Annotated in this window: 20 protein-coding genes; all 20 read right to left on the minus strand. The window is 45.6% G+C overall.

What is annotated here, in order from left to right; genetic code table 11:
• Window positions 1-13: 13 nt before the first annotated feature.
• The 20 genes from dapG to FED51_RS12290 all read right to left on the minus strand — a co-directional run bounded on the left by dapG (window position 14) and on the right by FED51_RS12290 (window position 23,122).
• Window positions 14-1,249 (minus strand): aspartate kinase, encoded by a 1,236-nt coding sequence (gene dapG / locus FED51_RS12195; protein ID WP_053430974.1) that lies wholly within the window; start codon window positions 1,247-1,249, stop codon window positions 14-16.
• Between the two features lie 7 nt (window positions 1,250-1,256).
• Window positions 1,257-2,306 carry an aspartate-semialdehyde dehydrogenase gene (asd, locus tag FED51_RS12200; RefSeq protein WP_053430973.1) on the minus strand — a complete coding sequence of 350 codons (1,050 nt, stop codon included), beginning with the start codon at window positions 2,304-2,306 and terminating at the stop codon, window positions 1,257-1,259.
• Window positions 2,307-2,424: 118 nt separating this feature from the next.
• Complete coding sequence (locus tag FED51_RS12205; RefSeq protein WP_010898555.1) at window positions 2,425-3,018, minus strand: dipicolinate synthase subunit B; 594 nt, start codon at window positions 3,016-3,018, stop codon at window positions 2,425-2,427.
• Between the two features lie 15 nt (window positions 3,019-3,033).
• Window positions 3,034-3,912, minus strand: coding sequence for a dipicolinic acid synthetase subunit A (gene dpaA / locus FED51_RS12210; protein WP_053430972.1), 879 nt, complete (start codon window positions 3,910-3,912; stop codon window positions 3,034-3,036).
• Between the two features lie 186 nt (window positions 3,913-4,098).
• On the minus strand, window positions 4,099-4,347 hold the full coding sequence (locus tag FED51_RS12215; RefSeq protein WP_010898557.1) for a YlmC/YmxH family sporulation protein: 249 nt from the start codon (window positions 4,345-4,347) through the stop codon (window positions 4,099-4,101).
• An 89-nt stretch (window positions 4,348-4,436) separates the two neighbouring features.
• A complete protein-coding gene (locus tag FED51_RS12220) occupies window positions 4,437-5,678 on the minus strand; it encodes a M16 family metallopeptidase (protein WP_053430971.1) in 1,242 nt (413 codons plus the stop codon).
• A 21-nt stretch (window positions 5,679-5,699) separates the two neighbouring features.
• Window positions 5,700-6,671, minus strand: coding sequence for a polysaccharide deacetylase family protein (locus FED51_RS12225; protein ID WP_053430970.1), 972 nt, complete (start codon window positions 6,669-6,671; stop codon window positions 5,700-5,702).
• A gap of 285 nt (window positions 6,672-6,956) precedes the next feature.
• Window positions 6,957-9,071, minus strand: a complete 2,115-nt coding sequence (gene pnp / locus FED51_RS12230) for a polyribonucleotide nucleotidyltransferase (RefSeq protein ID WP_010898560.1) — start codon at window positions 9,069-9,071, stop codon at window positions 6,957-6,959.
• Window positions 9,072-9,214: 143 nt separating this feature from the next.
• Complete coding sequence (rpsO, locus tag FED51_RS12235) at window positions 9,215-9,484, minus strand: 30S ribosomal protein S15 (protein ID WP_010898561.1); 270 nt, start codon at window positions 9,482-9,484, stop codon at window positions 9,215-9,217.
• 156 nt (window positions 9,485-9,640) lie between these two features.
• Window positions 9,641-10,582 carry a bifunctional riboflavin kinase/FAD synthetase gene (gene ribF / locus FED51_RS12240; RefSeq protein WP_010898562.1) on the minus strand — a complete coding sequence of 314 codons (942 nt, stop codon included), beginning with the start codon at window positions 10,580-10,582 and terminating at the stop codon, window positions 9,641-9,643.
• 18 nt (window positions 10,583-10,600) lie between these two features.
• Window positions 10,601-11,515: a tRNA pseudouridine(55) synthase TruB gene (truB, locus tag FED51_RS12245; protein ID WP_276403770.1), complete on the minus strand. Its 915-nt coding sequence runs from the start codon at window positions 11,513-11,515 to the stop codon at window positions 10,601-10,603.
• A 101-nt stretch (window positions 11,516-11,616) separates the two neighbouring features.
• The gene (rbfA, locus tag FED51_RS12250) at window positions 11,617-11,967 is read right to left on the minus strand and encodes a 30S ribosome-binding factor RbfA (RefSeq protein WP_010898564.1); all 351 of its coding nucleotides are present in this window, start codon (window positions 11,965-11,967) and stop codon (window positions 11,617-11,619) included.
• Window positions 11,968-11,994: 27 nt separating this feature from the next.
• Entirely contained in the window at window positions 11,995-12,276 is a 282-nt protein-coding gene (locus FED51_RS12255) for a DUF503 domain-containing protein (RefSeq protein ID WP_010898565.1), read from the minus strand.
• On the minus strand, window positions 12,273-14,465 hold the full coding sequence (gene infB, locus FED51_RS12260; RefSeq protein ID WP_053430969.1) for a translation initiation factor IF-2: 2,193 nt from the start codon (window positions 14,463-14,465) through the stop codon (window positions 12,273-12,275). The genes FED51_RS12255 and infB overlap by 4 nt, the downstream gene beginning before the upstream one ends.
• Before the next feature lie 15 nt (window positions 14,466-14,480).
• Window positions 14,481-14,786 carry a YlxQ family RNA-binding protein gene (locus tag FED51_RS12265; protein WP_010898567.1) on the minus strand — a complete coding sequence of 102 codons (306 nt, stop codon included), beginning with the start codon at window positions 14,784-14,786 and terminating at the stop codon, window positions 14,481-14,483.
• A complete protein-coding gene (gene rnpM, locus FED51_RS12270; RefSeq protein WP_010898568.1) occupies window positions 14,783-15,058 on the minus strand; it encodes an RNase P modulator RnpM in 276 nt (91 codons plus the stop codon). Before rnpM ends, FED51_RS12265 begins: the two co-directional genes overlap by 4 nt.
• A gap of 14 nt (window positions 15,059-15,072) precedes the next feature.
• Window positions 15,073-16,221, minus strand: a complete 1,149-nt coding sequence (gene nusA / locus FED51_RS12275) for a transcription termination factor NusA (protein ID WP_053430968.1) — start codon at window positions 16,219-16,221, stop codon at window positions 15,073-15,075.
• Window positions 16,222-16,244: 23 nt separating this feature from the next.
• Window positions 16,245-16,715, minus strand: a complete 471-nt coding sequence (gene rimP, locus FED51_RS12280; RefSeq protein ID WP_010898570.1) for a ribosome maturation factor RimP — start codon at window positions 16,713-16,715, stop codon at window positions 16,245-16,247.
• A gap of 261 nt (window positions 16,716-16,976) precedes the next feature.
• The gene (locus FED51_RS12285; RefSeq protein WP_138090545.1) at window positions 16,977-21,278 is read right to left on the minus strand and encodes a PolC-type DNA polymerase III; all 4,302 of its coding nucleotides are present in this window, start codon (window positions 21,276-21,278) and stop codon (window positions 16,977-16,979) included.
• Window positions 21,279-21,412: 134 nt separating this feature from the next.
• Window positions 21,413-23,122 carry a proline--tRNA ligase gene (locus FED51_RS12290; RefSeq protein WP_138090547.1) on the minus strand — a complete coding sequence of 570 codons (1,710 nt, stop codon included), beginning with the start codon at window positions 23,120-23,122 and terminating at the stop codon, window positions 21,413-21,415.
• Between the last annotated feature and the right edge of the window lie 31 nt (window positions 23,123-23,153).

A 23,153-nucleotide genomic window follows, 5' to 3' on the forward strand; every position in this document is an offset into this window, starting at 1 on the left:
TTTTCGTTTCTTGTCAAACTTGTTTTTGTTTCGTTTGCTCCGATTGTTCAAGGTGGAACATGCGATGAAGGGCATTGACTGCTTTTGTTAAATCGTCTTCGCTGACGAGCACCCAAATCGTTGTATGAGAATCAGCCGATTGTAAGATACGGATGTTCTCCTGAGAAAGAGCTGCAACAATTTTAGCAGTCACACCTGGGACTCCTGTCATCCCCGCACCAACAGCAGACACCTTAGCACAATGCCGTTTCACTTCTGGATCAAAACCGAGCTCTCGTAATACTTCGATCGCCCGATCTGCCACTTCATCCATTACCGTATAAACAACACCAGTTAAATTAATGTTGATGAAATCAACGCTAATTTTTTCAGCGGCCATCGCCCTGAACACTTTTTCCTGCAAATCAAATTCTCCATCTTTCGAGTGGACTTTGATTTGTGTCACTCCCGACATGTGGGCGATCCCCGTGATGATCCGATCTTGGACATCCCTCGCACCAGCTTCCGTCAGCATCGAAGTGACAAGCGTTCCTTTTCCATCGGAGTACGTAGAGCGAATATGGATAGGGATCTTCGCTTGCATGGCAATTTCAACTGCGCGGGGATGGATGACTTTAGCTCCTTGATATGCCATGTTGCACACTTCATTATACGTCATCGTATCCAGTGGGCGAGCCTCACTTACGATCCGTGGATCGGCTGTCATGATCCCCTCCACGTCCGTGAAGATGTCAACCCATTCGGCATCCAGGGCTGCCCCAAGGGCCGTGGCAGACGTATCGCTTCCGCCGCGTCCAAGCGTTGTCGTCTCACCTGTAGGTGATTGACCTTGGAAACCAGCCACGACGACGACATCTTGATGAACGAGCGTCTTTTTCAAACGATCCACTTTCATATCGACTATTTTTGCATTGGTGAATTCTTCATTCGTCCGGAACCCAGCTTGTGCCCCGGTCATCGCGGTTGCTTGAATTCCTTTCTTGAGTAAAAGTTCGGTGAAAACAACCGAGGAGATGATTTCACCGCACGAGACGAGAAGATCCTGCTCTCGTTTTGCAATTGTCTTCGTATCCACTAGCTGTAAAAGGGTATCTGTCGCATAAGGATCACCGCTTCGTCCCATGGCGGAAACGACGACAACGACCTTATATCCACCCTCTACGGCTTTTTCGACGTGTTTAGCTGCCATTTCGCGTACTTCAGCCGTTTTGACCGAGGTACCACCAAACTTTTGGATGATAATTTTCATATGACACCTACTTCACGAGACCGAGCTTCACGAGACTCTCTGCAATTTGCACAGAGTTCCATGCAGCCCCTTTTAATAGATTGTCAGATACGACCCACATGTGGTATCCATTATCCCGGTCTAGATCACGGCGAAGTCGACCGACGAAGACGTCTGGCTTACCGACCGCATGGATCGCCATTGGATAAAGCTGCTCGCTCGGATTGTCCTGGACCGTTATACCTGGAGCTGTTTCTAAAAGTCCTTTTAATTCAGAAACGGAAGCTCCGCCCTGTTCGGTTTCAAAATAGACTGATTCAGAGTGTCCCGTTTCCACCGGAAGACGCACGCACGTGGCAGCTACTTCTAATTCAGGCATGTGCATAATCTTTTTCGTTTCGTTGATCATTTTCATTTCTTCAAATGTAAAACCATTGTCTTGGAACAAATCGATTTGCGGGATGGCATTAAATGCGATTTGATAATGCTTTTTGTCCCCACCCACAGGTAAAATCTCTGGGTTTACTTCATTACCCTCAAGCACTTCTTTCGTTTGAGTTTTCATTTCTTCAATCGCCTCAAGGCCAGCTCCAGAAACAGCTTGATACGTGGAGACAATCACTTTTTTCAAGCCGTATTTTTGCCGAATTGGCTCTAAAGCAACGACCATTTGGATCGTCGAGCAGTTCGGGTTTGCGATGACGCCATTATGGTTTTTCACATCTTCTTCATTTACTTCCGGTACAACAAGCGGCACTTCTGGATCCATCCGGAACGCACTTGTGTTATCAACACAAATGGCACCACGTTTAATCGCTTCTGGTACAAGCTTCTTGGAAACAGAGCCACCCGCGCTAAATAAGGCAATTTGCACGCCTTCAAACGCTTCTGGAGTCGCCTCCTCCACCGTATATGGTTCACCTTTAAATGTAATCGTTTTTCCCGCAGAACGTTTAGATGAAAGTAACTTTAACTGTCCTACTGGAAAATTACGCTCTTCTAACGTTTTTAACATTTGCTGTCCTACTGCGCCTGTTGCGCCGACAACAGCTACTGAAAATGTTTGCTGATTGGTCATTTACGTCGTTCTCCTTCCCCTACAGTCGGTTTCTATTATGAGACGCTTGAAATCACATCTCGACTCTCTTCCTACAACTTTAAGGGAAATTTTTTATTTGCGCAACTCCACTCTGGGGCTAATCTCTGAATTTTTCAATTAAAACTGGCTGATATTGCTGACCACGTAACGCAGCCTCTATCGTTTCCGGTAATGCTTCCATTCTAGCGACAAGAGAGTTTGGCTTGACCTGCGGATTGTCCTGGCCAAATGGAATAAAATAAATATTTTTTGTTGCCATCAATCTCATGATATTTATCCCGTTTAGGCCTAGTGCATCGTTCGTAGAAATTCCGACAACGACTGGCTTTCCATTTCTTAACGTTGCTTTGGCCCCCATGAGAACGGGAGAATCCGTCATAGCATTGGCAAACTTACTCGTTGAATTTCCAGTCATTGGGGCGATGACCATACAATCAAGTGGTGTTTTCGGACCAAATGGTTCAGCTTTCACCATTGAATCAACGATCGGCTCTTCAGTAATCTGCTTGATTTTATTTATCCACTCGCTGCTTTCACCAAATTTCGTATCTGTCGTTTGCACGGTATGGGTGACGAATGGCGTGACCTTCGCTCCTAACTCTACTAGTCGCTCCATCTGCGGAAGAACTTCATGATACGTACAATGAGAACCCGTTAATCCAAATCCAACATGCTTTCCTGCAAAATTCATTGATAATCTCCCCCTCTAAGATGGTTCAGCTAACAGTTTCACGAGGACATCAGCTAAAATGCGACCAGCTGTTTTCGGGGCAACAATCCCCGGCAATCCTGGGACGAGCAACGCTTTAATTCCCCGTTTTTCCGCATAACGAAAATCCGTGCCTCCTGGTTTAGAGGCTAAATCGATCACGAATGTGTGAGAAGGCATTTCGGCTAGCACGTTCGCCGTCACGACAAGTGCGGGAATCGTATTGATGCACACATCCACATCGCGCAGTTCTTGGGCCGCTTTGGAAATGTGGAATGGCTCCATGCCCATCTCTGCAATCCGGGCAAGCAAGTCAGATTCTCTCGCACCTACTTTTACTTTCGCTCCCAATGCCGCAAACTTACGTGCAACCGACATCCCGACACGTCCTAAACCGAGAACGGCTACGTTGGCACCATGAATCGTAAAGTCCGTGTGTTGAATCGCCATCATGATCGTTCCTTCTGCCGTAGGAATGGAATTATATATGGCGATATCATCCCGTTCCATCAGCTTGACAAGGGTCCGGTTCGTCTTTTTCATACATTGATTTAAATACGTATTGCTAATTCCCGAGTAGACGACACAATGGTTGGGTGTTTTTTCGATCATTTCTTCCGTTAATACAATCGACTCATTTGAAAAGATTGTATCCACTTTTCCTGCTTGATTTGTTCCACTAATGGGTAAAAGAATCGCATCTACCGTATTCCAGTCCACTTCATCGATTCTCATTTTCGTAACACCGATAAAGCCATCATCCAACTGATCGAATCCGACAAGGGATATCTTCGCATCAAAGGTGGACAGCTTTCGAATAATCTCTAGTTGTCTGGCATCACCGCCGATAATGACGACGTGCTTTCCCGTTAACATCTTGCTGACTCCTTTCTTTTCCCCCATTCATCCAAGGAATGACGGGGTGCAGCCATTCACGATAGCTTATGAAAAGCCATGACATTCGGTGAATGGTAGATGCGGAGCCTGTCCTTCTTTCTACATTAAAAAAGGCTGGTTTCCCCCTAAATAAAGGAAGGTCACCAGCCTCTCATAGGAGTCTTTTTATGATGACTCCATATGCTCTAGATCAATGATGATCATGTCTTGACCAATTTTTTTGATCTGATCCCAATAAACCGTCACTTCTTTTTCCTTTTTACCAAACCCAAACCAACGCATCGTTGGAATGATGAATGCCTCAATTTGCCCATTTTCCTCGTCGATGACTAAGTCCGTTTGACCGAGTACCCCTAGACGTTCGCCTCTTTGAAAATCAATAATCTCTTTACCGCTAATTTCACTTAGCCGCATCGGCATCCCTCCCGTACAATTCCCATAGTTCACATGTATGAGGAAACGAACAAAAAAAGACCAGCGAGGCGCTGATCTTTGTTTTTCTATTAGTGAATCAATGCTTTTGGAAGCTCACCGTTTGCATTAATCAAAGAAATGGACGGACTAGCAGATAAGAGTATTTTCGCTAAACGAGACACATCTTGCTTTTGAACTGCATTAATCTGTTCGATCATTTCATCCAATGAACGATGTTTTTTTAATAACAGTTCATTTTTCCCATTCCTACTCATGCGGCTATTCGTGCTTTCCAAGCTTAGCATGAGGCTCCCTTTTAGCTGTTCTTTTCCGTTTTCCAATTCCTTTTCCGTCAAACCCTTTTCGGCCAGGGCTGACGTTGTCTCTTGAATCGAATAAACTAAATCATCTAGCTGGTCATGGCCTGTTCCTGCATAGATCGTAAGCATACCGCTATCCCGGAACGAAGAATGGTAGGAAAACACGGAGTAACAGAGCCCTCGCTTCTCGCGAATGTCTTGAAACAGCCGGCTGCTCATACTACCACCTAAAACATTGTTCAACAACACAAGGGCATACACATCCTTGTCCCCAATCGGAAGTCCTGGATAACCGAGACATAAGTGGGCTTGCTCCGTCTCTTTTTTACGTACAATCCGATTCGGAAGAAACATCGGCTTTTCTCCTTGATAGTTATAGGTTGTCGGCTTCACCTGACTAAACGTTTCCTTGATTTTATCAATCAGTTCATCATGAACATTTCCCGCAACCGAAATGACGACATAGTCACCGGTATAGAAGCGATCCATATAATGACGTAACATTCCCTCATTAAATGAATTTAACGTTTCCACCGTTCCGAGAATCGGATACCCGAGAGAGTGCTTTCCATAGGTTGCCGAGCTTAATAAATCGTGAACGATATCGTCTGGCGTATCATCAACCATTTTAATTTCTTCAAACACGACCTTGCGTTCTTTTTCCAGCTCTTCTTTTTGAAAAGTAGAGTGAAAGAACATGTCTGAAAGGGTATCAATAGCCTGTCCGGCGTGATCGTCTAGAACTTTCGCATAATAGCACGTATATTCTTTGGACGTAAACGCATTGACTTGACCGCCAATCGAGTCAAAAAACTCGGCAATCTCCTGAGCAGACCTCGTATTCGTCCCTTTGAAAAACATATGCTCAAGAAAATGAGAGATGCCGTTTTCTTCAGCTGATTCATGCCTTGAGCCCGTTCCCACCCATATCCCGATGGATACGGAGCGAACGGTTGACATCTTCTCGGTAATAATCCGAACACCGTTATCTAGCGTCATCGTGTTAATCATGCTCGCTTTCCTCCTTACGCCTCAAGGAGTTACACCTGCATTGATCCGAGACTCATCCATCAAATCAGAGACTGTTCCAATATGCAAGCCTCTATCTTGTATTCCGCGAATTAAGTTTTCCAAACCAGCTGCTGATGACTCCGTTGGATGCATTAAAATCATCGCCCCTGGGTGGACTTTGCTCAAAACCCGATCAACCATCTCATTTGGATCTGGATTGCGCCAATCGATTGTATCAACAGACCACATAATCGTCCGCATTCCGTGCTCTGCTGCACGCTGAACGACAAGATCATTGTAGCTGCCACTTGGAGGGGCAAACCATTTCGGTGTAACTTCAATTGTTGCCTTGATGACTTCATTCGTTTGTACTATTTCTTCATCCATTCGTTCGCGTGTCAGACGCTGCATATCTGGATGGGAATAGGCATGATTCCCGATTTCATGCCCTTCCTCTACTATCATTGTAGCTAATTGTGGGTGTTTTTTCACCCATGAGCCGTCAAGAAAAAAAGTGGACTTTACATCGTACTTGTTCATCGTTTTGAGCATGGTGGGCAAATGTTCGTTTCCCCAAGCTACATTTACAAGCAGCGTCACCATCGGCTTTTCTGGATTGCCGCGAAAAACAGGGGAAGGGGGCAAATCGTCTAAATGTACGCTTGGCTTTGTCTCGCGAAAGACGAGATAGCGTTCATCGAAGCGCCCTTCCTGCTTCATCCGATTGTACGAGCTCTCTACATCTACCTCAAGCCCATTATAGCCGGGGATCGCTTTCCATACGCGATCAATTTTTGCGTCGATGGCAGGCTGCTCGTACTCAGGTGCTCGGTCTTTAATCTCTTCGTAAAGCAAATCTGTCATTTTTGCAACAGGTAGTGCCTCTTCTTTTAGTTGCCCGATATATTGTGAGGAAAACGGATTTTGAACCGCTCCGTACGTCATGAGTAAAATGATTGCAAATACACAGCCGTGGATGAGTATTTTTTTCATGTGACACCCTCCCTCTTCTATTAACGCTATGCAAGACGTGGACAGGTTAGAACGTTAGAGAGAGGGGCTTATAATTATGTATAGGAGAGAGTTCACTTGTCAGCAAACTCTCTAACATCCCTTCATGAGTTAAAGAAAACAAGGTGACTTTAAGGGGCAGCAGAGCCGCAGATGCTGATACTTTACATCTAAAGCTTTTTCTACGTCGAACGATGTTCACCGCTGATTTTCATGTTTTCTATCGTTGAAAAAAGAGACTGGTTTACAGGCTCCAGTCTCTTTCTGTTACTTCTGGTTCTGCTCTTCCGCCTTTTTTTGCTCCTTCAACACTGCTTTGCGCGACAGGTTGACTCGGCCTTGGTTGTCAATTTCCATAACTTTTACGAGAATTTCATCGCCGATTTTTACAACATCTTCGACCTTATTTACTCGCTCTTCTGCTAGCTGTGAAATATGAACAAGTCCGTCTTTTCCTTTAAATAGTTCAACGAAGGCACCGAACTTTTCAATCCGTTTGACGGTCCCGAGGTACATTTGTCCAACTTCTACTTCCCGAACGATGTCCTCAATAATTTCACGGGCTTTGTTGTTCATGTTTGTATCAGCTGATGAGATGTAGATCGTCCCATCTTGCTCAATGTCAATCTTTACACCTGTATCTTCAATGATTTTGTTGATCATCTTTCCACTTGGTCCAATAACATCACGAATTTTATCAGGATTGATTGTCATTGTTAAGATTTTTGGCGCATATGGTGAAAGCTCACTGCGAGATTCACTAATGGCTTCAAGCATGTTATCTAGGATGATCATCCGGCCTTTGCGTGCTTGTTCCAGAGCTTGTTCGAGAATCGCTCGGTCAATACCAGAAATTTTAATATCCATCTGTAAGGCCGTTACACCTTTTCTCGTACCCGCCACTTTAAAGTCCATATCACCAAGGGCATCTTCCATTCCTTGAATATCCGTAAGGACGCTCACATGCTCATCTTGCTTGACGAGCCCCATCGCAATACCCGCAACGGGTGCTTTGATTGGAACCCCTGCATCCATCATGGCTAAGGTAGAGGCACAAATGCTCGCTTGTGATGTGGACCCGTTCGATTCTAAAACTTCAGAAACGAGACGGATCGTGTATGGAAAATCCTGTTCGCTCGGAATGACCGGCTCTAGCGCTCGCTCCCCTAATGCACCGTGACCAATTTCCCGACGTCCTGGTCCACGAATAGGCCCAGTTTCACCCACACTGAATTGTGGGAAGTTATAATGGTGCATAAACCGCTTCGATTCCTCAATCCCAAGGCCATCAAGAATTTGCACATCACCTAACGCACCGAGTGTACAAATGCTGAGCGCTTGGGTTTGTCCACGTGTGAACAAGCCAGATCCGTGTGTTCGCGGTAAGATCCCCACTTGTGATGAGAGTGGACGGATTTCATCAATCTCACGACCATCCGGGCGAATCTTTTCCACTGTGATGAGACGACGTACTTCTTCCTTGACAATTTTATGTAAGATTTCATTCACTTCAGATAAAGGAACGTCCTCATTGTCTTCATACGTCTCTAATACTTTATCCATCACAGCTTCAATCGCATCTTGACGGGCATGTTTTTCCGGCACTTGAACTGCTTGCTTTAAATCCTCCTCCGCTTTTACGCGAACTTCTTGTTCAAGCATCGGATCTACTTGCTTTAACACCACATCGGTTTTCGATTTTCCAACTTCAGCTGCAATCTTCTCTTGGAATTCAATTAGGCGTTTAATTTCGTTATGACCAAACATGATCGCTTCTAACATAACATCTTCCGGTACTTCTTCAGCTCCGGCCTCTACCATGTTAATCGCGTCTTTTGTTCCTGCCACCACTAAGTGAATATCGCTTTTCTCGAGCTGATCCTGCGTTGGGTTAATGACAAATTGTCCGTCAATCCGACCAACCGTCACACCTGCTATAGGTCCTTCAAACGGGATATCAGAGATGGATAGGGCTAAAGATGATCCTACCATCGCTGCCATTTCAGAGGAACAATCTTGATCCACACTCATGACAATGCTGATCACTTGCACTTCATTACGAAATCCTTCTGGGAACAACGGTCGGATCGGACGGTCGATTAAACGACTCGCCAAAATCGCTTTTTCACTTGGTCGACCTTCCCGCTTAATGAAGCCACCAGGGATTTTTCCGGCTGCATAAAGTCGCTCTTCGTAATTGACTGTAAGTGGAAAAAACGGAAGGTCCTTTGGCTCCTTGGATGCAGTAGCTGTTGAAAGAACCGCGGTATCTCCGTAACGAACTAGTACGGCACCGTTTGCCTGTTTCGCCAACTGGCCTGTCTCCACTGTGAGCTTCCGTCCTGCCCAATCAATAGAAAACTCATGTCTTTCTTGTTCCATTCAGACGTACTCCTCTCGCACGTAAATTAAACAATCTTTTTTTATTATTGCCGATTTATGAGGAAATTAAAAGAGTCATTACGTAATTTTGCCTGCCTTTTTCCGTAAGAAAAAAGCGGGAAATCTCCCGCTTTTTCTCTTCATTATCGACGTAGGCCAAGCTTATCAACAAGGTTACGATAACGAGTAACATCCTTGTTACGCAAATACGTTAACAAGTTACGACGTTGACCTACCATTTTAAGAAGACCACGGCGTGAATGGTGATCCTTTTTGTGCGTACGTAAGTGCTCGTTCAACGTGTTGATTTGCTCAGTAAGGATAGCCACTTGAACCTCTGGAGAACCTGTATCATTCTCGTGGGTTTTGAACTCATTAATGATTTCATTTTTGCGTTCTTGTGTTAATGCCATCCTGTCCACCTCCTTTTAGTAAAAACTCCAATTCCCTAGCAAGCGTCGGTGAAATCGTCTTGCCAAGCAATGGATCTTTTCCGGGATCGTATCTCCCGTTAAGTACAAAGTGTAGTTTACAACGTTTCGAATAGAAATGCAAGCTGAATCTTTATTTCATTGATTAAAGTATGCTTTTGCGGTTTCTGTGTCTTGTTGGATTTGCTTTTTCAAGTCTTCGAGGCTAGCAAATTTTTGCTCTGACCGAATTCGCTTTTTCCAGCGTACGGTTAAGCCTCGTTCGTAAATATGACTAGCGAAATCAAAGAGATGGACTTCAATCGTCCGCCCGTGGCAAGTGGAATCGTGAAAGGTCGGTTTATAGCCGACATTGCAAACCCCTTGAAGCGTCCGACCATCAAGAACGGCTTCCACAACATATACGCCCGTCGCCGGAATCATATAGCGAGCAATTGGTGCAACGTTCGCTGTCGGAAAACCGATCGTCCGCCCTCGCTTTTCTCCATGTACGACCTTCCCTTTCACCTCATAGTCCCTTCCGAGAAACTGAGAGATCTCTTCTACTCTGCCCTCGTCAAGGAGTTGGCGGATATGTGTTGAACTAATTTTTGTTCCATGCTCCTCCACCTTAGCGACAGTCGTTTGAGAAAAAAGATTACGGGCATGAAACGGGAGGGTTTCCATCGTTCCTTTTCCGAGCTGGCCGTATGTAAAGTCAAAGCCAGCCACAACATGAATCGTATGTAATGAAAGTAAATACTCATCGACAAACTGCTGCGGAGTTAATGAAGCGAAAATCTCATTAAATGTTACGACGAATAGCTTATCAACCCCGAGTGTTTCGATTTCTGTGATTTTATCCTCAAGGGGTGTAATATAATACATCGGTTCAGACGGCTTCCGTAGCACTTCTTTCGGATGGGGATGAAAGGTCATAACAGCAGACATTGCGCCTTTTTCTTTTGCTATTTTTACAGCCGTTTCGATCACCGTTCGATGTCCGAGATGCACGCCATCAAAATAACCGAGTGCCATGACGGTTGGCGGATTTTCATGTCGGTCATATTGAATCGGATGTGTTAAATAGATGGTTTCCATCGGCCTTGTTCCCCTTTTTTATTGCTGATCATTCGCTAGCATTTTTTCTGGCTTGACGAACCCGTCCTTCGACGGATGGGCTTTGTAAATAGCAAGCAATGCTCCTTCTTCATTATAAACCGTAAAACGAGGATGATTGAACCATTTTTGTGGCAAGACGGCACCATGGCGAATTTTTTCCTCTATCTCCTTGTTCACTTGCACACGAGGGATATCTGAAATCGCTGTTTCTATTGGCAGCAACAGCGAGGAACCCTCCCCTTGTTCTAGTCTCTCCTCTAGTTCTGTAAAGGTGAAGCATTCCTCCAATGAAAAAGGACCTGACTTCGTTCTGACGAGGTCTGACATATGGGCAGGATAGCCGAGCGCCTTTCCTATGTCAACCGCTAACGTTCGGACATACGTTCCTTTGCTGCAAGAGACGTTAAACCGAAAGCGACAAACACCTTCTTCATAGACTATATCACTCATTCGTTCGAGAGAAAAAATAGTGACCGTACGCTCTGGTCGTTCGACAGTGATACCTGCTCGTGCATACTCATACAAGCGCTTTCCTCTCACCTTTACGGCAGAGTACATCGGTGGAATTTGTTTAATTTCTCCAACAAATGTTGCGAGCACTTGATCAACTACTGCTTCGACAAACGGCTGCTGAATCGTTTTTGTTTCAACCGTATCACCGCTTCGATCCTCCGTTGTCGTCGAAAACCCGATCGTCACTTCACCTTCATAAGCTTTCGGATAGTCGGACATGTACTGGGCCACTTTGGTCGCATGGCCAATACAAACCGGCAATACACCATAAACGTCAGGGTCCAGTGTCCCCGTATGGCCGACTTTTTTCGTTTTCAGTAGTCGCCTAAGCTTCGCCACACAATCATGGGATGTCATCCCTCTTGGTTTTGCTAACGGCAAAATTCCTGTCATATCCATCGTTCGACTCTCTCCTCTAGCTCGTGCCTATCGGCGTGTGAAAATAAGACATAAAGATGGAAAAGAGGATAGGAACCATCGCGTCCTATCCTAATGCACCGTTACTCCCCATCTCGATTAATATCCTGGAGTAATTTTTCGATGCGATTTCCGTATTCAATGGATTCATCAAAATGGAAAAACAATTCAGGGGTTTTTCGTAAGCGAATCCGTTTACCGATTTCTGAGCGAATAAATCCTTTTGCCTTTGAAAGTCCAGCAAGAGTAGCCTCTTTTTGCTCATCATCACCAAGGACCGTAATATACACATTGGCTTGCTGCAAATCACCTGTAACGTCGACCCCAGTAACCGTCACAAATTCAATTCGCGGATCTTTCAGTTCCCGCATAAAAATATCGCTTAACTCTTTTTTCATTTGTTCACCGACACGGTTGGCCCGAACATTGCTCATGAATTTTTCACCTCTTTTCGCTCGATGTTATAACCATTCGTAATTCGTGAGCGCTCGCTCAAGAGCTGGCTCCCCGTCAATAAGGGAAAGGGAGCGTTGTAGCTCCCGTTCGGCTACCCTGCGATCAGAAGCGACTGTGACAATTGAAAGCTCGGCCCGCTGCCACACATCTTGATAGTTCGTTTCCGCGACCGCGACATTGTACCGTTGCTTTAGCCGTGTTAACACACTTTTTAAGACCGCGCGCTTTGCTTTTAATGAGTTGACATCATAGATGATCAGCTCACAGTACACAGCGCCAATGATCATGTTCGCTCAATCTCTTCCATGACGTACGCTTCAATGATGTCGCCTTCTTTAATGTCATTGAAATTTTCTAGCGTAATCCCGCACTCATATCCTTGTGCGACTTCCTTCACGTCATCCTTAAAGCGTTTTAGAGCGTTGATGCTTCCTTCGTAAATGACGACACCGTCACGGATTAAACGAACGGTTGCATCGCGAACGATTTTTCCTTCTGTGACATAGGAACCAGCAATCGTTCCGATACGAGATACTTTGAATGTTGTCCGTACTTCCACTTGCCCGATAATTTTCTCTTCATACTCTGGATCGAGCATCCCTTTCATCGCTGCTTCGATTTCCTCAATTGCATTGTAGATGACGCGATGAAGACGGATGTCAACTTTTTCTTGTTCGGCTGTCCGCTTCGCTCCTCCATCTGGACGAACGTTAAATCCGATGACAATGGCATTGGACGCCGCAGCTAAAATAATATCGGACTCAGTGATCGCCCCAACTCCTGTATGAATGATGTTAATTTTAACACCTTCAACATCTATTTTTTCAAGCGAGCCGCGCATCGCTTCAACCGATCCTTGTACGTCTGCTTTAATAATGACATTGATCTCTTTAACTTCCCCTTGTTGGATTTGATTAAACAAATCATCAAGGCTCACTTTTGATGTTTCGGCCCGCTCTTCTTCTTTTTGACGTGTCGCGCGAGCTTCCCCGATTGAACGAGCTTTCTTCTCATCAGCAAATGCTTGGAACTGATCGCCTGCTTGCGGTACATCGTTCAAACCAGTAATTTCAACTGGCGTGGACGGTCCCACTGCTTTCACGCGACGACCTTCGTCATTGACCATCGCCCGCACGCGGCCAAATGTGCTTCCAACGACGATTGGATCGCCAACTTTTAACGTTCCGCTCTGAACGAGAAGGGTAGCAACTGGACCGCGTCCTTTATCGAGCTCCGCTTCAATGACCGTTCCGCGAGCTAACCGGTCTGGATTTGCCTTCAGCTCCTCCACTTCAGCCACGAGAAGCACCATTTCAAGTAACTCATCAATGCCTGTGCCCGTTAAAGCCGAGACGTTCACAAAGATTGTTTCGCCTCCCCATGCTTCTGGTACGAGCTCATATTCTGTTAGTTCTTGCATGACACGATCTGGATTTGCTGTTTCCTTATCCATTTTGTTAACCGCAACAATAATTGGAACACCTGCCGCTTTCGCATGGCTGATCGCCTCTTTTGTTTGCGGCATCACACCGTCATCGGCAGCAACGACTAGGATCGTAATATCCGTCACTTGTGCACCACGTGCTCGCATTGTTGTAAATGCCGCGTGACCTGGTGTGTCGAGGAACGTGATTTTCTTTCCTTCGACGGTCACTTGATAAGCACCGATATGTTGCGTAATTCCGCCCGCTTCCCCTTCGGTTACTTTCGTGTTTCTGATCGAATCAAGGAGCGTTGTTTTCCCGTGGTCGACGTGACCCATAATCGTTACGACTGGTGGACGCTCTTTCAATAGGGACGGATCATCTTCAACGACATAGCTTTCAATGTCCGTTTCATCAATGATCACTTCTTCTTCTACTTCTACTCCGTAGTCTTCGCAAATTAACTCGATTGAATCTTTATCAAGCTCTTGGTTAATTGTGGCCATCACGCCGAGAAACATTAATTTTTTAATAAGCTCAGACGGCTCTTTGTTTAACTTTTCCGCAAGCTCTCCGACCGTTAGTGATCCGGAAAATGTCACTTTCTCCGGTAATGGCTTCGCTTTGTTCATCTCCGGCTGACGCCCTCTTCCCCGTTGATTTCGCTTATTGTTGTTGTTTTTTTGATGTTGTTTTTTATTTTTGTTGCCCTTGTGTTTTGGCTTTTGTCCCCCATCTTGCGCCTTTCCTTTTTGTTGGTCGCTACCTTGGGAGCGGTCATGTTGATTATTAGCTTTAGCAGGGGCTGGATTCGGCTTACGTTGTCCATGGTCTTGAGCAGGTTTTTTCTCTCCGGCCTTTTTCTGCTGCTCAGGCTTCCCGCTTCCACCTTGCTTCTGGTTCCCGTTCCCTTCAAGGAGTGTGATCGTCTTTTCATCGATCACGGACATATGGTTGGAAACGTGGACATTAAGACCTTTTAACTTTTCGATTACTTCCTTACTTGATAGATTTTTTTCTTTGGCGTACTCATATATTCGCATCTTCCTCATATGTCTACCTCCACCTCATTCGTCGATTAATGCGGCTAACTTTCGAGAAAATCCTGCGTCTTTCACTCCGATCACAACGCGCTCATGCTTGCCGATTGCTCGCCCAAGCATCTGTCTGTTGCCGACAACCTTTACAGGAATTTGATAACTGCCACATTTATCTAAAAGTTTTTTCTTTGTATGAATCCCAGCATCAGATGAAAGGATGACGAGGGTTACTTGGCCGTTTTGGACGGCTTTCACCACTTGTTCTTCCCCTGTGAGCAATTGGCGGGCGCGAGCGGCCAATCCTAATAGCGATAGCCACTTTGCCTCACTCATTTGGAGCTCCCTCGCTGTCTCGCTTCCTCTAGCTGGTCGTACACATCATCCGACACTTTGACGTTTAAATGTTTAGACAAAATGTCTTTTTTCTTTGCCAATTCAAAGCACTCTTTATTGTTGCTAATATAGGCACCTCGTCCGTTTTGCTTTCCAGTCGGATCAATGAAAACGTTCCCTTCTGGTGAGCGTACGACGCGGATTAATTCTTGCTTTGGTTTCATTTCATTTGTGACAACGCACTTTCGGAGAGGGATTTTACGTTGTTTCATTAGCATCATCCCCTTTACTCTTCCTCGTGGTTTTTGCTCGTTTCCACCGTCGCTTCTGGCTGATCAGCCGTTTCCTGATCCAATACTAGAGTCTCATGGCTAGCTGCTTCATCCTCAAGTAAGCCTAGCTCCTGAGCCTCGCTCTCACTTTTAATGTCAATTTTCCATCCTGTCAGCTTTGCTGCAAGACGAGCGTTTTGTCCACGCTTACCAATCGCTAGTGACAGTTGATAATCTGGAACGATGACCTGTGTCGTTTTTTCTTCTTCGTTCACATTAACTTTGACTACCTTTGAAGGGCTGAGCGCATTCGCTACATATTCAACAGGGTCTTCAGACCAGCGAACGATGTCGATCTTTTCGCCTTTTAATTCATTGACGATTGTTTGCACCCGCGACCCTTTCGGACCCACACACGCCCCGACTGGATCCACCTCGGGATTTTCCGCATGGACGGAAATTTTTGAACGATCTCCCGCTTCACGGGCAACCGATTTTAGCTCAACTGTTCCGTCATAAATTTCCGGTACTTCGAGTTCAAACAGCCGTTTTAATAAACCAGGATGAGTACGAGAAATCATAATTTGCGGACCTTTTGTCGTCTTTTCTACTTTTGTAATGTACGCTTTGATTCGGTCGTTGTGACGGTACGATTCGTTTGGCATTTGTTCGCTAAGTGGCAACAGCGCCTCTACCTTTCCTAAATCAACATAGATAAACCGATTGTCTCGGCGCTGGACGATCCCCGTCATAATATCCTCTTCGCGGTCAATGAAATCGGCATAAATAATGCCACGTTCTGCTTCCCTCACTCGTTGTGTAACAACCTGTTTGGCCGTTTGCGCGGCAATCCGTCCAAAGTCTTTTGGTGTTACTTCGATTTCCACCACATCATCCACTTCATAGTTAGGATTAATCCCTTTGGCTTCATCAAGAGAAATTTCCAGTCTTGCATCAAATACTTCCTCAACAACTTCCTTTCTAGCAAACACGCGAATGCTACCATTTTCACGATTCACATCCACACGTACATTTTGCGCCTGATTAAAATTGCGCTTATAGCCAGAAATAAGTGCCGCTTCAATGGCCTCAATGATTACTTCTTTGCTAATTCCCTTTTCCTTTTCAAGCGTTGTCAGTGCGTCCATAAACTCACTATTCATGACGCCAGCTTCCCCCTTTCAAATTAAAAGACAACTGCGAGCCTCGCGCTTGCGACTTTCGCATACGGAATGGTGACTGTCTTCTTCCTCGTTTTAATTTTTATCTCGATCGTTAAGGTTTCACCGTCAAACTCGGTTAGTTCTCCCTCAAGCGCTTTTTCTCCATCAATTGGCTCATATAGCGTCACATGAACGTTTTTGCCGATCGAACGCAACAAATCCTTTTCCCTTTTTAACGGGCGCTCTGCTCCAGGGGATGAGACTTCAAGAAAATAAGCCTGCTCAATAGGATCTGTTTCATCTAGCTTTTCACTTAATCGCTCGCTTACCTTCCCACAGTCTTCTAAATCGACGCCTGTTTCAGAGTCGATGAACACACGCAAGAACCAGTCTTTTCCTTCTTTCTTAAATTCAACATCGTACAGTTCTAGATCAAGCTGCTCCAATATGGGCTTGACGAGCTCTGCCGTAATGTCTACTACTTTTTTACCCATCTATACCCTCCTTCACTTATTGTTTCCGTCGTTTCGTTTTCCTTCAAAAAAACCGCTCGTACGATTGATAAATTTGGCTTGGTAAAACATACGTTTACACCTTCGTGTGCTCCCCTATCTTCCAGAGGTTTTCCCTTTGTGATAGAGGAACAAACGAAAGAGTGGGTTTCCCCACTCTTTGCTCCGAAACTATTCTAAGTATTACCATAAAAACAATATCATACTCTTTCGCTCTTTGCAACTAGGCTAGAGGATGATCTACTAAAACAGCGATAGTTGATTCGATTCAGGTAATCCTTCCAGGCACCCGTGAGCATCGAGATTTTCTAATACTGTCTTTGTTATTTTGCTTCGTTGCTGCAAATCTTCCTTCGAAAGGAACTCCCGCTCATCTCTTGCTTTAACGATGTTAATCGCAGCATTTGTTCCAACACCTGTCAGCGCGTTGAACGGTGGGATAAGCGTATTGCCCTCCACAAGAAACTCAGTCGCTTCTGAGCGATATAGGTCAACTTTTTGGAAGGAGAAGCCACGCTCGACCATTTCTAACGCAAGTTCAAGGACGGTCAGCAAGCTTTTCTCTTTCGGAGATGCATCGAGTCCTTTACCGTTAATCTCCTCGATTTTCGCCCGAATGGCTGCCGAGCCTTTTACCATCGTATCGAGGTCAAAATCGTCCGCTCGAACCGTAAAATAAGAGGCGTAATAAAGGATCGGATAATGGACTTTAAAGTAAGCGATCCGAACCGCCATTAAAACGTAAGCAGCGGCGTGAGCTTTCGGGAACATGTATTTGATTTTTAAGCAGGAGCCGATGTACCAATCAGGCACATCATGCTTTTTCATTTCTTCAATCCATTCTGGCTGAAGGCCTTTCCCTTTACGGACAAACTCCATAATTTTAAAGGCAAGTGATGGTTCAAGTCCTTTATAGATCAAGTAAACCATAATATCGTCCCGGCAGCCGATCACATCTTTTAACTCACACGTTCCGTTATAAATGAGCTCGTTCGCATTGTTAAGCCATACGTCTGTTCCGTGAGATAGACCTGAAATTTGTACGAGTTCTGAAAACGTACTCGGCTTTGTTTCCTCTAACATCTGCCGCACGAACCTTGTTCCAAACTCAGGAATCCCAAGCGTTCCTGTCTTACACATAATTTGTTCCTCAGTAACACCTAACACGTCTGGACCACTGAAGATTTTCATCACTTCTGGGTCATCCGTCGGGATTGTTTTTGGGTCAATCCCACTCAAATCTTGGAGCATTCGGATGACCGTTGGATCATCGTGTCCTAGAATATCGAGCTTTAGCAAGTTGTCATGGATGGAATGGAAGTCGAAATGAGTCGTTTTCCATTCGGCTCCGCGGTCATCTGCCGGGAATTGAATCGGGCAAAAGTCGTGAATGTCCATATAATCTGGAACAACAATAATTCCGCCCGGATGCTGACCGGTCGTCCTTTTTACCCCCGTACAGCCCGTCACAAGTCGGTCGATCTCTGCCCCGCGGAAGTGGAGGTCGTGATCACTTTGGTAGCCTTTAACATATCCGTAAGCTGTTTTTTCCGCAACTGTACCGATAGTTCCTGCACGGTAGACGTACGATTCACCGAACAGCTCTTTCGTATAGTTATGGGCTCTAGGCTGATACTCCCCCGAGAAGTTCAAATCTATATCAGGAACCTTGTCCCCTTTAAAGCCGAGGAACGTTTCGAACGGAATGTCTTGTCCGTCTTTTACATAAGGTGTTCCGCATTTTGGACAATTTTCATCTGGCAAGTCGTAGCCTGAACCGACCGACCCATCATTAAAGAAATGAGAATGATGACAGTTAGGGCATACGTAATGAGGCGGCAAGGGGTTCACTTCAGTAATCTCAGTCATCGTCGCCACAAACGATGAACCGACCGAGCCACGAGAACCGACTAGGTAGCCGTCATCGAGTGATTTCTTTACAAGTTTATGCGAGATTAAGTAAATAACCGCAAACCCGTGTCCGATGATGCTCTTAAGCTCTTTTTCTAGCCGGGCTTCCACAATTTCAGGTAGAGGATCACCGTAAATCTTCCGGGCTCTATTGTAGCTCATTTGCCGAATTTCCTCATCGGCCCCTTCAATTTTCGGAGTGTACAATTTATCTGGAATCGGATGAATCTCTTCGATCTGATCTGCAATGTGATTCGTGTTCGTGACTACGATCTCTTTCGCCTTCTCTTCCCCTAAAAAGGCGAACGCCTCTAGCATTTCCGATGTTGTTCGAAAATGAACTTGCGGGAGTGTTTGCTTATTTAAAGGATTGGCCCCGCCCTGTGAAGCAATTAATATTTTTCGATAAATGTAATCTTCTTCCTTAAGGTAGTGGGCATTTCCTGTCGCAACAACTGGCTTGCCAAGCTGCTCTCCAAGCTTGACAATATTCGCTACGATTTCCTGCAACGCTTCGCGGCTTTTCACAAGCTCTTTTTCGATCAAATGTTCATAGTTTGCTAGCGGCTGGACTTCGATATAATCATAGAATTTGGCGATTTCTTCTACTTCTTGCGGAGTTTTTTGCATCATACCCTCGAACACTTCACCTTTGTCGCAACCAGAGCCAACGAGGATCCCTTCCCGATGCTTTTGCAACTGAGAACGAGGGATGCGCGGTGTACGATAAAAGTATTCGACATGGGCCATGGACACGAGCTTATATAAGTTTTTTAACCCTTCTTGCGTTTGTGCAAGCAAAATGCAATGGGACGGCCGTTGGCGGTGGAAATTTCCTTCCCCCATGTTGTCGTTTAATTGGTCATGATACAAAATGTCTCGCTCCGTCGCGTCTTTAACCATTCTCCAAAGCAAATGTCCTGTTGCTTCCGCATCATAAATCGCCCGGTGATGGCTTACGAGCTCGATGTCAAACTTTTTGCAAAGCGTATTTAGACGGTGGTTTTTCAGTGTCGGGTAAAGAAAACGTCCTAACTCTAATGTGTCTATGACCGGATTTTTTGCTTCACCGAGCCCCATTTTTTGAAATCCTGTATTGAGGAACCCCATATCAAAGCTGGCGTTGTGGGCGACGAGGACGGCATCGCCGATAAACGCATGAAATTCATTGAGCACTTGCTCCACTTCCGGTTGGCCTTTCAGCATATCATCCGTAATTCCTGTTAGCTCTATAATCGTATTGGTGAGCGGTTCATGAGGGTCGGCAAATCGCTCAAACCGATCAATGATTTCGCCGTTTTTCACTTTAACTGCCGCAAGCTCAATAATTTTGTTGTAAACGGCAGAAAGCCCTGTCGTCTCCACGTCGAAAACGACAAATTCGCTATCGAGAAGCGGTATGTGGGCTTCATTATAGGCAATCGGTACACCGTCATCGACCAAGTTTGCTTCAACCCCATAAATGACTTTGATCCCGTGCTTCTGACTAGCACCGTACGCCTCAGGAAACGCCTGAACAACGCCATGGTCAGTAATGGCAATCGCCTTGTGGCCCCATTTGCTCGCTTGCGTTACATACGCACCCGCAGACGAAATACCATCCATTTGACTCATTGCCGTATGCAAATGGAGCTCAACCCGCTTTTCATCGTCTGGTGCTTCATCTTTCGTCTCTTTTCCACTTACTTCATTGACGTCGTTCGCAATCATCACAAGATCGCGAACGAACGTATCGTTTTGAACCCCGCCACGAACTTTTACCCACATTCCTTTTTTCACAGCTTGTAATAACGGAATGTCTTCTTTATCACGAGAGAACATTTTCACCAAGATCGAATCGGTGTAATCTGTAATCTTAAAGGTTAATAGCGTCCGCCCGCTGCGAAGCTCCTTTGTCTCGGCTGCAAATATGTAACCTTGAACGGTAATACGGCGTTCTTCCTCCACGATCGTCTCGAGGGGAACGGGTTCATCCTTGATCGGATAACCAATCGTCAGCTTCTCTTCCTTCATCTTCTTTTCCACTTGCTGTTCAAGCTTTTTCTTTTCTAGTATCGCTTCAACCACTTTCGAATGATCTTCTTGCTTTCGCTGTTCGACAAATTTTTCAAACGCCTGCTTCGATTCCTTGACTTCCGCATCTAATTGCACAGCCGGGAAGCCAAACGATTGCACCGCTTGCTGCAACGGTTCCGTCAGCTTCCGCTTTAACGCGATTGCTTCTGTTTCATTTCCGACTTGAATGACAAGTCTTTTGCCGTCAAAGCGCGGTGTTTGCTTCTCAAGCATTTCTTTAAGTGGTTGCGAGATATTCGTTAGTTTAGCAACGATCAATGGCCAATAGGATTGCCACACTTGTTCTGAGAGATCCGGTTGTCCATATTGGATCTGAAAGCTCACCTTGGCAATGTGAGAGAACGTCTGAACCAAGCGATCGGCAAGTAGCTCATAGATGGAAGCGGGTAACACCGTCGGTATAGACAACTGAAAGTGCCATCGGCGCTCATCTTTTTTGATCGTGAGCTTTTCGATTTTTCCATCCTTCAAATGGTTAGCTGTTACGTCTTCCGGGATGAGTAGCTGCTCCATTAACAATTTGAAGCGCTCCTGGCGCACGCGTTGTTCTTCGTTCATCCTTCTCCCTCCTTTACAAAAAAGCAAAAGTGTTCGTTAATAGCTAGATATCTCTGTTTATTCTTCGCTTCCTTACAAGAAGCAGGCAAAAATGAAGGTACCTCCAGATGAGAGGTACCATTCTCACGCTTCCCTTACTCTGCTAGCTGCTGCAACTTCGCTTGAATTGTCGGTACCAGCTCATCTGCATGGACCTCAATCACTTCACCTGTTTTGCGGACTTTCACTTCCACATAGCCTTCATCTGCCCGTTTTCCGACGGCGACACGGAGCGGTAAGCCAATTAAATCAGCGTCTTTAAACTTTACTCCGGCACGCTCTGGTCGATCATCCAACAAAACATCCAGACCCGCTTGTTGCAAAGAATGATAGACCGAGTCTGCTAGTTTCATCTGCTCTTCTTTCTTCACATTTAACGCAAGCACATGAACGTCAAATGGGGCGACTGACGTCGGCCAGACGATCCCATCCTCGTCATGATGCTGTTCAATGACAGCTGCCACCATCCGAGACACACCAATGCCATAACAGCCCATAAGCATTGGCTGGGACTTCCCGTTTTCATCTAAAAACGTGGCTCCAAGCTTTTCGGAATAAACGGTACCGAGCTTAAACACTTGACCGACTTCAATCCCCTGAGCAAAGCGGATTGTTCCTTTTCCATCTGGAGATGGGTCCCCTTCTTGAATAAAGCGAAGATCTGCGTATGTGTCGACGGTAAAGTCACGCCCCTCATTGACGTGAATAAAGTGTTTGTTGCTTTCATTTGCTCCGCACACACCGTTTACAATCGATTTAATACCGTGATCAGCAATGACTTTAACCCCTTTTACATCGACAGGACCAATCGTCCCCACCTCGGTACCAATCACCTCTAATACCTCTTCCTCTGTTGCTAAGCGAATGTCTGAAGCGCCTAAAGCGTGCTTCAGCTTAATGTCATTCAGCTCGTGATCGCCGCGGAGTAAAATAAGGGCCCATTCGTCATCGATCGATACGAGCAGTGACTTAATGATTTTTTCCTCTTGAACAGACAATCTCTCTGCCACTGCACGAATCGTTTTGGCATCTCCCGTATCAACTAACTCCCGCTCAAGCAATGGCTCATCTGGGCGTGTGTAGTTTACCTTGACAGCTGCCATCTCAATATTCGCCGCATAATCCGATTGATCGGAGTAAGCGATCGTATCTTCGCCCACATCAGCAAGGGCCATAAATTCATGGGTATCCTTCCCACCAATGGCACCAGAATCAGCGATAACTGGGCGCACGTTAAGGCCTGCACGGCGAAAGATGCGACTGTAAGCATCATACATTACCTTGTACATCTCATCTAAGCTTTCACCACCCGTGTGAAACGAGTAAGCGTCTTTCATAATAAATTCGCGTCCGCGAAGGAGTCCGAACCGAGGTCTTCGTTCATCACGGAACTTCGACTGAATTTGATAAACGTTGAGCGGTAATTTTTTATAGGAGTTGATGCTATCACGAATGAGGGATGTAATGACCTCTTCGTGGGTCGGGCCGAGGGCAAACTGACGGTTATGCCGATCCGTTAGCCTCATGAGCTCGTCACCATACTTTTCCCAGCGTCCAGATTCTTGCCAGAGCTCTGCAGGGTGCAACGTTGGCATCGTAATCTCTTGCGCTCCAGTTTGATCGAGTTCTTCCCTTACAATTGATTCGATTTTACGAATCACTCGACGTGCAAGCGGTAAGTACGTATAAATACCTGCGGCCACTTGACGGATCATCCCAGCTCGTAGCATCAGCTGATGGCTTACGACATCTGCGTCTGCTGGAACTTCTCTCATCGTTGGCACGAGGAAAAAAGATTGTTTCATGAAACGTCCCTTCTTTCATATCTACTCATCA

The sequence above is a fragment of the Halalkalibacterium halodurans genome (assembly GCF_005671335.1).
Taxonomy (GTDB): Bacteria; Bacillota; Bacilli; order Bacillales; family Bacillaceae_D; genus Halalkalibacterium; species Halalkalibacterium halodurans.